Raw genomic sequence first — 12,266 nt, 5'->3', positions numbered from 1 at the left:
TCCGGACCGTACCCCCGCAGATCCGCGGATCCACGGGCATCTGTCCCCCATCACGATGTCGTAACGCCCCTGCGGGATCGAGGTGGGACGCGTACCGTTGACGGCGAGTCAGTTCGCGGCGTGTGCCGCGGTCCCCGATGGCTCCAGACGGAACGACGTGCACCATGACCCTGGTCGACAGCGCACGAGCCGACACGGTCCTCTCCGGCCGCTACCGGCTCGTCAAGCTCATCGGTACCGGTGGCATGGGGTCCGTGTACGAGGCCCGCGACGAGCACACCTACCGGCTCGTCGCCGTGAAGCTGTTCGCGACACCGGACTCGATGACCACGGCCGACCGCGTCCGTCAGGAACGCGAGATCCGCCTGCTCAGCATGCTCTCGCACCCGGGCCTCGTCCCGCTCTACGACGCCGGGACCCACGAGTTCGAGGACGGCCCGCACCGCTTCATCGTGATGGAGCTCATCGCCGACACGACGCTGCTCCGTCGGCTCGCCGGCGGTGCGCTGCACAACTACGAGGTCGCCGACCTCGGCGCACAGCTCGCCGACGCCCTGGCCTACGTGCACTCGCGCGGCATCGTGCACCGTGACGTCAAGCCGGCGAACATCCTCATCAACGACGAGGGCGCATCCGGCTTCGTCCGTTCGGTCAAGCTCACCGACTTCGGTGTCGCCCACTTCGTCGACGGCTCCCGCCTGACGAACGACGGCACGATCATCGGCACCGCCGCGTACCTCAGCCCGGAACAGGTGGCCGGTGAGCCGATCGGCTTCGCGACCGACGTGTACTCGCTCGGTCTGGTGCTGCTCGAGTCGCTGACCGGCAAGCAGGAGTACTCCGGCACCCTCATCGAGGCGGCCCTCGCGCGGCTCCGGAACGACCCGCAGGTCCCCGCAGAGGTGGGGGTCGAGTGGAAGGACCTGCTTGCCAAGATGACGCACCGCGACCCGGCGAAGCGCCCGACGGCCGTGGCCGTCGCGAACGCGTTGCGCGGCGGGTCGACCCAGATCACCGGTCCCGTGCCGCTCGGGCCGGACCGCACGAAGCACAAGCGTGACCACAAGCTGCACCGCGCGGCGCACAAGCACGCGAAGCGCGGGACCTTCACGGCGGTGCGCCGCTGGCGTCGCCGGAACGTGCTCGTCGGCTCGTTCGCCACGTTCGGTGTGCTCGCCGCGTGTGCGGCAGCGTACGTCGCGGGCACGCTGCACTGAGCGGGTTCGTCCACAGCGCAGCCCGAGGGCATCGTCCGACGGTCCGCCCTGGCAGGATGGGACCATGACCGACCAGCGCTGGATCAAGATCTGCGGCCTGTCGACGCCCGAGACCGTGGACGCCGCCGTGGACGCCGGTGCGGACGCGGTCGGGTTCGTGTTCGCCGCCGGCAGCCCCCGCACCGTGACGGCCGACCTGGCCAAGGAACTCGTCGAGCGGGTGCCCGACGGCATCGACGCCGTCGGGGTCTTCCGTGACCAGCCGATCGACGAGGTCGTGGGCATCGCCTCCGAGGTGGGGCTCACCACCCTGCAGCTGCACGGCCGCGAGTCGGCCAGCGACTTCGCCCGTGCCCGCGACGCGGGCTTCTTCACCATCCGCGCGGTGTCCGCCGACGACTACCTGCGCGAGACCGCCGAGCAGCGCGCGGCGTTCGACCACGACCTGCTGCTGCTCGACGCCGCGGTGCCCGGCAGCGGCACGCTGGTCGACCCGGCGACGCTCGCCGATCGGGTCGACGAGGCCTGGATCCTCGCGGGCGGTCTGACGCCCGCGAACGTCGTCGCCGCCGTGCAGGCGCTCGACCCGGACGGCGTCGACGTCTCGAGCGGCGTCGAGTCGGAGCGTGGCGTCAAGGACGCCGCGAAGATCCGCTCCTTCGTCGAGGCGGTCCGCAGCATCCCCTGACCGTGGGTGACGTCGCGCCTGACGCCACCACGGGACGGACGGGAGGCCCGGTGCCAGCTGGCACCGGGCCTCCCGTCCGTCCGTGCGCGTCAGCGCAGGGTGGGGATCAGGTCCGTGAGGAACGCGTCGGTGTCCTCCCAGCCCTCCACCGCGTGGCAGGGCACGCCGATCGCCTTCACCGGGTAGTCGTTGCCCTCGGGGTCGAGGCGGTCGCCGACGAACAGCATGTCGTCGAGCGGGATGCCCGTCAGCTCGGCGAGGCGACGCATGCCGTACGCCTTGTCGATGCCCTTCCGGGTGATGTCGACGCTGGTCGACCCACCGGAGCGGACCTCGAGGTCCGGGAGCTCCGCCTGGACGAGCCGACGCAGGTGGTCCTTCTTCTCGCCGGTCGGGTCCCAGCGCTTCTTGACGTCCACCGGAGCGGACTGGCCGAGCGCCGAGAAGGTGATCTGCGACCCGCGGTCCTCGAGGATCTCGCCCCAGGTCTCCGACTCCCAGTAGCCGGCGGCCTTCGCCTGCGACTCGACCGCCGCGAGGGCACGGGCCTTCTCGTCGTCCGTCAGGTCCTCGGCGTACTGCAGGGCCCAGTCCGACCCGGACCAGCGGTAGTACGCCGTGCCGCACGTCGGGAGCAGGTGCAGGTCGTCGAGCACGAGGCCCTCGCGCTCGCGGAGCGGATGCACGAGCTGCTGCTCGAACTGCTGGAAGTTGCCGCCCGAGATCACCGCGACGGGCACGGTGGCGAGCAGCGCGGCGAACGTCTCGAGCATGCGCGGGTCGAGCGGGGACTTCGACGGCGCGAGGGTGTCGTCGAGGTCGAAGGCGACGAGGCGGGGCGTGGTCATGACACCGATTCTGTCAGGCCCGGTGGGCAGCGGGGTCCCGGCCGTCGTGGTGCGGTGCCGCGCGTCGTCGTGGAGCGGTGCGCGTCGTCGTGCGCTGCTGCGCGTCGTCGCTACTCCTTGACGAGGACGACCTCGTCGAGGGGCAGGCGGGTGCGCGGAGCGACCTCGCGCTCGGCGGCCTTCTCGTCGAGCTGCGACGGGTCTGCCACGGTGCCGATCGCGGTCACGGTGTAGGGGAGGAAGCGCTCGGGCAGGTCGAAGGCGGCGCGGAGGCCCTCGGCGTCGATGCCGGCCATCTGGTGCACGTGGAGGCCCTCGGCGTGCGCTTGGACGGTCAGCGCGGTGAGGGACTGGCCGAGGTCGTACTGTGCGAAGGGGCGCTCGTCGCCGTCCTCGGTCGTGGTCTCGAGGATGCCGACCACCAGGGCACTGGCACGGAAGGCCCACGCGGCGTTGAAGCCGAGCAGGTTGTCGTTGATCTTCGCGAACGTGTCCGTGCCGCGGCGGCCGGCGACGAAGCGGCGCGGCTGGTGGTTCATCGCGGACGCGGCCCAGCGAGCGGCCTCGAGGACGGCGTCGAGCTGGGCGTCGGTCATCGTCGCGGTGTCGTCGTAGGAGCGCGGGCTCCAGCGCTCCTCGAGCAGCGGCACGAGGGGCTGGCTGGAGTCGGTCGAACGGGAGAGCGTGTCGGGCGTCGAGGTCATGGTGCCTGCAACCGTATTCGATGCGAACGCATTTCCCGGCTGAGTGACGTCACATGTGCGCCGGTCGGCCGCACGTGTTGCCGTCCTGGTCGCCGTCCGTGCCGTCGGGCTGCGAGGATGGGGGCGATGGGTGGCGTGTTGACGGGGTTCGCGATCATCGGCGCGATCATCGCCGCCGGCTACGTGGTCGGGCGCGTCCGCCTGCTCGGTCCGCACGCGCAGTTCGTGATGAGCCGCCTGGCGTTCTTCGTGCTCATGCCGTGCCTGCTCTTCCACACCATCGCCACGGCGCACATCGAGTCCTTGCTCTCCCCGATGCTCTGGGTGTCGCTGGTCAGTGCCGTCACGGTCGGGCTCGTCGCCGTCGCGGTGTTCTGCCTGGTGCTCCGGCGGTCCGTCGCCACGACCACGGTCGGGGCCCTGGCGTCCGGGTACGTGAACGCGAACAACATCGGTCTGCCGGTCGCGGTGTACGTCCTCGGCCAGGCAACCGCGGTCGTCCCGGTCATCCTGCTGCAGCTCGTCGTGCTGGCCCCGCTCGCCCTGACGGTCCTCGACGCGGCGACGGCGGGCGGTGGCGGCTGGCGGTCCCGGGTCGTCGGACCCTTCCGGAACCCGATCATCATCGCCTCGCTCGTCGGGCTCGTGTGCTCCGCGCTCCGCCTCGAGCTGCCGGCGCCCGTGCTCGAACCGTTCTCGTTGGTCGGTGCTGCTGCGGTGCCCGTGGTGCTGCTGTCGTTCGGCATGAGCCTGCACGGCGCGACCCCGCTGCGTGACCGTGCCACACGACCGGACGTGCTCGTGGCCTCGGCGCTCAAGCTGCTCGTCATGCCGGCGGTGGCGTACGTCGTCGCCCGGTTCGTCTTCGGGCTCGACGACCAGGACGTCTTCGTCCTCACCACCCTGGGGGCGCTGCCGGCGGCCCAGAACGTGTTCAACTACGCCCAGCGCTACCAGGCGGCCGTCCCGGTGGCGCGCGACGTGGTGCTCGTCTCGACGATCGGCGCCGTCCCGGTCCTGGTCGTCATCGCCGCGCTCCTGCACCCCTAGCGCGCGGGCGCGCCGACCGCGGGAGTCGGGGCCTGCCCTGCCGGTGCCTGCCGGTGCCTGCCGGTGCCCTGCCGGGGGCTGCCCTGCCGGCGCCTACCGGTGCTGACCGGGCCATCTCTGTCACGGTCAGCGGGTTCGGGCGACCGATCGAGCCCGGTCGGTGACCAGCGCGCGGCACGTCGTGCACGCTCGCGGTGGTCCCAGCGGGCACAGGGTGGCCTCGAGCGCGCTCGGAGACGACAGGGACGGGCGCGCTCGGAGACGACAGGGACGGGCGCGCTCGGGGACGTCAGCGGCGGGCGCGCTCGGGGACGTCGGGCGCGGGCGCGCTCGGAGATCGCGGGCGCGGCGCCGGCTGTCGGCCGGGACCGGGCCGGCGTCAGAAGATCATCGGACGATCGTCGTCGAGCGAGGTCTCCAGGTCGAGGTCGACCGACACCGGGACGTGGTCGCTCGGGGCGTCACCCTTGCGCTCGTCGCGGTGGATCGTGGCGCCGACGGTGACGTCCGCGAACGCCTGCGACCCGAGCACGAAGTCGATGCGCATGCCCTCGTTGCGCGGGAAGCGGAGCGACTTGTAGTCCCAGTAGGTGTAGCCCTCTGGCACGAGGGGGCGGACGACGTCCTGCAGCCCGCGGGTCTCGAACTCGCGGAACGCCGCACGCTCCGGTTCGCTGACGTGCGTCGCGCCCTCGAACACCCGGAGGTCCCAGACGTCCTGGTCGAGCGGCGCGACGTTCCAGTCGCCCATCAGCGCGAGCGGGGTGTCCGGTTCGGCGTCGAGCCACTCGGTCGTGCGGTCGGCCAGCTGTGCGAGCCAGTCGAGCTTGTACGTGTAGTGCGGGTCACCGAGCTCCCGGCCGTTCGGGACGTAGAGGCTCCACAGCCGGACACCGTCGACGGTGACGCCCATCGCCCGTGCCTCGACCGGCAGGTCCGGCCCCTCGTGGCCCTTGAGGAAGCCGGGCTGACCGGGGAAGTCGCGGGTGACGTCCTCCATCGGCAGGCGACTGGCGAACGCGACGCCGTTCCACTGGTTCAGCCCGTGCGCCTCGACCTGGTAGCCGGCCGCCTCGAACGCCTCGACCGGGAACTGCTCCGGCTTGCACTTGATCTCCTGCATGCCGAGGACGTCGACGTCCTCGCGCACCAGCCAGTCGACGATCCGGCCCACTCGGGTGCGGACGGAGTTCACGTTCCAGGTCGCCACGCGCATGGGATCGAACCTACCGGTGACGGCTGGCACGCCGCTCGCGCCGGACCAGGAGCTGACACCCGGCGCGTCCGGCCCGACGCCGCTGGCCCGACGATTCTGGCCGGGTGTGCGACATCGCACCCGTCGATCGACAGGTGCGATGTCGGAGTCGCGGCGTGACGCGCGCCGCAAGCCGTACAGCGCCGACGTGCGACGCGCGCCGCCCGCCGTGCGCTCCGGACTAGAGGCGAACGCCCCGCGCCGCCATGAACGGAGCCGGGTCGATCGTGGCGCCGTTGATGTGGACCTCGTAGTGCAGGTGGCAGCCGGTCGAGTTGCCCGTCGAGCCGACCAGGGCGATGAGCTGCCCCGCCGAGACCCGCTGGCCGGGGGAGACCCGGAAGCCACCGTTCACGATGTGGCCGTACGCGGTCGAGACACCGCCGCCGTGGTTGATGCGGACGTAGTTGCCGTACCCGCCGTACCAGCCGACGTACTCGACCGTGCCGGACGAGGCCGCGACGATCGCCGTCGAGCAGCCGCTCGTCAGGTCGAGTCCGTCGTGCTTCGTGACGCGACCGGTGATCGGGTGCACGCGGTACCCGTACGGGCTGATGACGTAGCCACCGCCGGGGCGCACCCAGCCGGTGCCGGAGCCGGAACCGACCCCGCCGCCCCCGCCGCCACCGCCGGCAGCCGGAGCGGGCGCACCGCCGCCGCCACCGCCACCGCGGTTCGCTGCCGCCGCCTGTGCGTCGGCCAGCCGCTGGGCTTCGCGCTGCCGTGCGGCCTCGGCCTCCTGCCGGGCCTTCTCCTCAGCCGCCTTGCGGACCTTCTCACCCTCGGCGAACTCGGCCTCGGTGCGCACACGCCCCGAGGTCAGGGTCGCGAGCTGGGCGTCGAGCCGCGCCTTGTTCTCCTGCTGCTCGTCGTACGCGGCCTGGACCTTGTCGGCGGCTGCCTGGGCCGCCTGCATCTTGCGCTCGGCCTCGGCCGCGAGCTCGTCGAGCGCCTTCGACGCGCGGTCGGCCTGCGCGGTCAGCGACCGGGCGACCGAGGCGTCGGCGCTCGCCGCTGCCTCGACCCGCTCGGCCTGCTCCGACAGCTTGCTCAGGGCGCCGAGGTCGTACAGCAGGTCGCGGGCGTCCTCGCCCTCGGCCAGGACCGACGCCGTCACGTCGGCGCCACCGTGCCGCGCCATCTGCGCCGCGAACTGCCCCGCCTGCGACGCGCTGCGCTCGGCGATCTCGGCGTGCTCGTCGGCCTCGGCACGGAGCTTCTGCTCGGTGGCCGCGGCTTCCTGCGCTTCGCTCTGCGCGTCGAAGAAGTCGTCACCGAGGCGCTTCGCCTCGGCCTCGGCTTCCTGCACCTGGTCCGACAGCCCGGAGATGACCCCGCGGATCTTCGTGATCTGCTCCTGCTTCGCGGACTCCTGCCCCCGGGCCGCCATGACCTCGTCCCACGAGGGGTACTTCGCGGCGCTCGCGCTCGGCGCGTCGACGAGCACCGTCGCGAGCAGGCCGGCGAGGGCCAGGCCGGTGGCGGCGATGCGGAGACGGAGGGCGGGGCGCGGGACGCGGTGGCTTGTGGGACGAGTCACGGGGTCGAGTCTATACATCCGTACAGCCGGCGCGACACGCCGCCGCGCCGCCTGTGGAGAACTCCCGACGGCATCGCGGGCCGCGACCGCGCCTCAGAAGCCCCGCTCGCGACGGATGGCGTCCGCGCTGCCGACCACGTCGCGCTGCAGGACGGCCGCCCCGACCGTGCCCGCGTAGTCGTAGACGTCGAACCCGGTGCAGTGCGTGATGGTCGCCGGCGCCCCGAGCGAGTCCTCGACCGCGGTCGTCCAGACGTCGTTGGCACCGATCACCACGAAGGTCGGTCTGGCGTCCCGGTAGGCGCCGAGGTCGACGAGCCACGGGTAGGTCTCGAACGTGTCCCGGACCTGCAGGAGCTCGACGTCGTCGGACGCGTACGCCGCCAGGGGCCGGACGGTCCAGAACTGCCCGACGCCGGTGACCTGCCGTCCGTCCGCCCAGCGGTCCAGGCAGTCCGCCGGCGCGTACCGGGCCGTCGCGACGGTGCTGACCGTGGTCGGGGCGACGGCCGCCCCACCCAGCAGGACCACCGCCGCGGCGATCGCCGCGGCGAGCTGCACGCCGCGGCGCGGCCGGTGCACCCGGGTCCGACGGACGGCGGAGCGCACGAGCTCGGCGACGGCGACGAGCGCCAGGAGCGGTGCGGTCACGATCGGCTCGAGGTACCGCGGTGTCTCCGACCCGGCGACGACCACCCCGACGGACACCGCCACGACCGTCACGAGCGGCAGCACGGTCGCGACGAGCACGGTCCGCGCGGTCCGCACCCGCCAAGCCCAGACCGTGCCGCCGACGGCCAGCACCACGCCCGCGAAGAGCAGCAGCAGCTCGGCGTCGCCACGGGCCGACCCGGCGCGGTCGTCGGTCAGCGCCGCGAAGAAGGCGAGCGTCCGGCCCGCCTGCTCCGGGTGCACGTAGGTCGACGGGTCGAGCGACACGAACGGGGCGAGCGGGATCCGGAGCAGGTACCCGACGACGGAACCGGCGACGAGGACGGCCGACATCCACCCGGTCGGACGCCAGGGGACGCGTCGCGCGAGCGAGAGCAGCACGAGGGTCACGACGACGGGCGCCGCCGACCACGGGACGTACAACGGGTTCGACGCCGTGGTGCACGCGGCGACGAGGCCGGTCACGACGAGGACGACGACGGAGGCGCGGCCGGTCCGGACCGCGCGGAGCACCAGGACCGCGGTGCCGAGCATGGCGAGCACAGCGCCGTAGTAGTAGGTCGTCGTCAGGAGGAGTGATCCGAGTTCGAGCGAGGTCGCAGTTGCCGTGTACTCCGTGAGCACGATCGCGGTCACGAACCCGAGCGCGACGGCGGACACCGCGATCCTGGCCGACCGGCGTGCGGCCGGCATGAGCTCGTTCGCCGCCGCCCGCACCAGCGCGTACACGGCGAGCAGCACGAGCACGCCGTTCAGCGCCAGCGCCTGCTGCGGGGTCGCGGTGACGAGGGAGCAGAGCAGGTAGACGGGCAGCTCGGGGAAGAAGAACAGGGCCGGTGACATCGCCCACTCGAACGGCTGCCCGAGCCGGATCGACCGTTCGACGAGCGGCAGCAGGACGGAGTCGCCGTCGTACCAGAGCAGGGCGACCCGCTCGGTGACCAGGACGTGGCCGAGGGCGATGACGGCCAGGGCGAGCGCGACGGCGGCGCCCAGTGCCTCCTGGCCGGACGCGACCCACCGGCGGCGCGACGGCGGACCCGCCGGAGCGATCGCGACCGGCTCCGGGACCGCAGCGCGGCCGGACGGGCCGGGCGCGACGGGTGACATGAGCGGAGCGTACCGAGCGAGCCGTGACGCCGCCTGGCGATGGCGTTCCGGGGCCGAGCGACTACCCTTGTGGGCTGTGACCGACACGCGCGACCAGCTGATCCAGCACATCTCCGCAGACGCGGTGTTCCACGGCGACTTCACGCTCACCAGCGGCAAGCAGGCGTCGTACTACATCGACCTGCGCAAGGTGAGCCTCGACCACCGGGTCGCTCCGCTCATCGGCCAGGTGATGACGGACCTGCTGCAGCAGGTGCCGGACGTCGACGCCGTCGGTGGCCTCACCATGGGCGCCGACCCGATCGCGAGTGCCGTGCTGCACCAGGCCGCGGCGCGCGGACTCTCCTACGACGCGTTCGTCGTGCGCAAGGAGCCGAAGGACCACGGCCGCGGCCGCCAGGTCGAGGGTCCGGACGTCCGCGGCAAGCGCGTCGTCGTGCTCGAGGACACCTCCACGACGGGCGGCTCGCCGCTCAAGGCCGCGGAGGCGCTCGAGCGCGAGGGCGCGATCATCGCCGCAGTGGCCGTCGTCGTCGACCGCGACACCGGCGCGAAGGAGCGCATCGAGGCGGCCGGCTACCCCTACTTCGCCGCGATCGGACTGGCCGACCTGGGGCTGAGCGCGTGACCGGGGAGCGTCCGGACGACGCGCGCGATCCCGACCGTCCGTCCGGCCCGGCAGACGGGGCGGACGACCGGGAGGCCCTGCGCGCGTCCGGCTCGGACGCTCCGTTCCGCGGTCTCCGCAGTGCCGCCGACATCTTCGGTGCGCCGCGTGGTGCCGACGAGTGGCCCTCGCGCCGCGAGCGGCGCGAGGCGGAGCGGGCCGCTCGTGAGACCGGCGCGCCGCTGCCGGAGCCGTTCGAGCCGGAGGCCGTCGATCCCGCACCGTTCGCGCCCGCACCGGTCGTGCCGGCGCCGCCCGTCGGCGACCGTGAGGCCGGGTCCGGCCCGGGGTCCACGTCCGGGGCTGGGTCCGGATCCGAGTCCGAGTCCGACGAGGATGCCGGGGCGACCCAGGCGATCCACATGGGCGACGAGCTCCGCGAGCCGTCGGAGAACCCGCAGGCGACGGTCGAGCACGAGCGCGAGACGCTCGGGGACCGCATCCCGCCCGCTGCGCCGGTGCCGCCGACGAGCACGGTCTCGCACCCGTCCTCGATCTCGCTGCCGACCGCGATGCGCCACCGGGACGAGCGCGCTGCCGAGAACCGCGCCGTCGACGACGAGCGACGACGTGCCGACCCGTTCGGCCAGGGGCGCAGCGACGTCGACTGGCTCGGGCGGGTCACCGGGTCACAGCCGGGAACGCCCGCGCCGACGCCGACCGGGCCGGTCGCGCAGCCGCTCGGGGTCGAGAACGTCCTGCCGCCCGCGCCGGCACCCACGAACGAGCCGCCGAGCTTCACCGAGCTGCTGCGCCTGCAGGGAGCGGGTGACGCTGCCCCGGCCGGCGCGACGGAACGACCCTTCGACTGGGCGATCCGGGACGACGAGACCGGCGAGGTCCCGACGACGCTGACGACCGGCCGGTTCGACACCACGGCACTCGGGGCGGGGTCGTGGTCGCTCGCGGACGAGGCGGACGACGACGTGGTCGCGGGCGAGGTCGACACGCCTGCCGGTGGGCTCCCGAGCGGGCTGCTCGCGGCGCCGGTGCCGGCACCGGTGCCGGCACCGCTGCCGGTACCCGCTCCGGTGCCGACGTCGGCCCCGGAGGATGCGAAGGACGACGACGTGGCACGGACGACGGCGCTGCCGTCGGTGCAGGACGACGACCGGGGCGACCGCGAACACCGCGACGACGATGCACGGACGACGGCGCTGCCGGCCGTGGGCGGTGTCGGACGTGACGACTCCGCTGCGGACGCGCCGATGCCCGTCGCTGCAGCGGCGACCCCCTGGTGGGCGGAGCCCGACGCCACCGTGCCGCCGACCGCGGCGCCGCCGCTGATCGAACCGGCGTCGTCGGACGCCACCGCTGCGTACCCGGCGCACCTCCCGCCGTCCGTCGGCCAGGACCTCCGGGGGCTGGCCGGCGATCGCGACGCCCGCAGCGACCGCCGCGACGATGACGACGTCCACGACGAGCGGTACGACGAGCACCCCGTCGAGCGCCTGCCCGCCGCTGCACCGGACGACCTCGACCAGGACGAGTGGGACGGCCGCGAGACGAGCGACACGAGCGTCATCAAGGACCTGTTCGGCACGGCTGCGGTCGGGCAGCTCGGCGACACCGGGTACGACCCCGAGGACTCGGGGACGCGCATGATGCCCGCGGTCGCCGCTCCGGCCGGCGCTCCCGGTCGTGACGGGACGCCCGGTGCACGCGCAGCAACCCGTGGGACGGCTCCCGACCGCGCGGCCTCGGGGAGCACGGCTCCCGGCGACGGCGGCGGACGGGACAACTTCATCAACGAGGGCTTCGGTCGGCTCGCGGGCGAGGGCAAGCGCGGCAAGCAGTTGCTCGTGATCGGCGCCGTCGTGCTCATCGTGGTGCTGCTCGTGGCGGTCTTCGGGCTCACCCGCTGGATCCTCGGGAACTCCATCAGCGAGGAGAGCGCTCCCGCGGCGGGCGCGTCGTCCGCCGCTGCGTCGGCCGCTCCCTCGGACGAGCCCTCGGCAGAGCAGTCCACCGAGGCCGCCGCGGCCCCCGCACCGCCGCTGCAGTTCGCGACCACCCAGGCCGCCCCGGGTGAGCACGCCTGGAACGAGCTCGCCGGCGGTGAGTGCCTGTCGCCGTTCACCGACGCCTGGGCGCAGTCCTTCACGGTGGTCGACTGCGCGGCAGCGCACGCCGGGCAGCTGACCTCCCGCATCCAGGTCGAGGCCGGAGCGTGGCCGGGGCCGGACGACCTGGCGGCGCAGGCGGCGCAGGTGTGCCAGACCGCCCAGGCCGTCGACACCGCGGCGGCGGCGCGGTACGGCGACGTGCAGGTGCAGGGCACCTACGCGCCCGACCAGGAGACCTGGGACCGCGGCAACACCTTCATCTCGTGCTTCGCGACGCGCTCGAGCGGCCAGCCGTTGACGGGCTCGCTCGCCCCGAGCGGCACCTGACCCGATCCCCTCTCCGCAAGACGCAACGTCGGCGGTTCCTCGCAGCGTTGTACCGCTGCGAGCAACCGCCGACGTTGCGTTTCGCGAGGGTAGCCGCGCCGCCGGGTCGCGGGGGCTGCGGG

Annotated in this window: 10 protein-coding genes; 5 read left to right on the top strand and 5 right to left on the bottom strand. The window is 73.3% G+C overall.

Annotation, left to right across the window (positions count from 1 at the left end; translation table 11 throughout):
- The first annotated feature begins 164 nt into the window (after positions 1–164).
- Entirely contained in the window at positions 165–1,217 is a 1,053-nt protein-coding gene (locus tag ACIP6W_RS03270) for a serine/threonine-protein kinase (RefSeq protein WP_066652012.1), read from the top strand.
- 64 nt (positions 1,218–1,281) lie between these two features.
- Positions 1,282–1,905: a phosphoribosylanthranilate isomerase gene (locus ACIP6W_RS03265; RefSeq protein ID WP_066652014.1), complete on the top strand. Its 624-nt coding sequence runs from the start codon at positions 1,282–1,284 to the stop codon at positions 1,903–1,905.
- Positions 1,906–1,994: 89 nt separating this feature from the next.
- Here the strand turns inward: ACIP6W_RS03265 and ACIP6W_RS03260 are convergent, their stop codons facing one another.
- Together ACIP6W_RS03260 and ACIP6W_RS03255 are read right to left on the bottom strand one after the other, a co-directional pair.
- Positions 1,995–2,753, bottom strand: a complete 759-nt coding sequence (locus ACIP6W_RS03260) for an HAD-IIB family hydrolase (RefSeq protein ID WP_271827001.1) — start codon at positions 2,751–2,753, stop codon at positions 1,995–1,997.
- Between the two features lie 110 nt (positions 2,754–2,863).
- A complete protein-coding gene (locus ACIP6W_RS03255; protein ID WP_066652018.1) occupies positions 2,864–3,457 on the bottom strand; it encodes a nitroreductase family protein in 594 nt (197 codons plus the stop codon).
- A 126-nt stretch (positions 3,458–3,583) separates the two neighbouring features.
- Here ACIP6W_RS03255 and ACIP6W_RS03250 point away from each other — a divergent pair, with 126 nt between their 5' ends.
- Positions 3,584–4,507, top strand: coding sequence for an AEC family transporter (locus tag ACIP6W_RS03250; RefSeq protein ID WP_400428268.1), 924 nt, complete (start codon positions 3,584–3,586; stop codon positions 4,505–4,507).
- Positions 4,508–4,886: 379 nt separating this feature from the next.
- Here the strand turns inward: ACIP6W_RS03250 and ACIP6W_RS03245 are convergent, their stop codons facing one another.
- The 3 genes from ACIP6W_RS03245 to ACIP6W_RS03235 form a co-directional block, all read right to left on the bottom strand.
- Entirely contained in the window at positions 4,887–5,723 is an 837-nt protein-coding gene (locus tag ACIP6W_RS03245) for an exodeoxyribonuclease III (RefSeq protein ID WP_066652020.1), read from the bottom strand.
- Between the two features lie 220 nt (positions 5,724–5,943).
- Positions 5,944–7,302 carry a M23 family metallopeptidase gene (locus ACIP6W_RS03240; protein ID WP_251154127.1) on the bottom strand — a complete coding sequence of 453 codons (1,359 nt, stop codon included), beginning with the start codon at positions 7,300–7,302 and terminating at the stop codon, positions 5,944–5,946.
- Between the two features lie 93 nt (positions 7,303–7,395).
- On the bottom strand, positions 7,396–9,084 hold the full coding sequence (locus tag ACIP6W_RS03235; RefSeq protein WP_066652022.1) for a hypothetical protein: 1,689 nt from the start codon (positions 9,082–9,084) through the stop codon (positions 7,396–7,398).
- Between the two features lie 76 nt (positions 9,085–9,160).
- Here ACIP6W_RS03235 and pyrE point away from each other — a divergent pair, with 76 nt between their 5' ends.
- Positions 9,161–9,712: an orotate phosphoribosyltransferase gene (gene pyrE / locus ACIP6W_RS03230; RefSeq protein ID WP_066652024.1), complete on the top strand. Its 552-nt coding sequence runs from the start codon at positions 9,161–9,163 to the stop codon at positions 9,710–9,712.
- Positions 9,709–12,144 (top strand): hypothetical protein, encoded by a 2,436-nt coding sequence (locus tag ACIP6W_RS03225; protein ID WP_400428264.1) that lies wholly within the window; start codon positions 9,709–9,711, stop codon positions 12,142–12,144. Before pyrE ends, ACIP6W_RS03225 begins: the two co-directional genes overlap by 4 nt.
- Positions 12,145–12,266 lie beyond the last annotated feature (122 nt).

This window comes from Curtobacterium sp. NPDC088465 (assembly GCF_044753165.1).
Taxonomy (GTDB): Bacteria; Actinomycetota; Actinomycetes; order Actinomycetales; family Microbacteriaceae; genus Curtobacterium.
The sequence above is the reverse complement of the archived record's forward strand: the minus strand, read 5'-3'. Positions and strand labels throughout refer to the sequence as shown.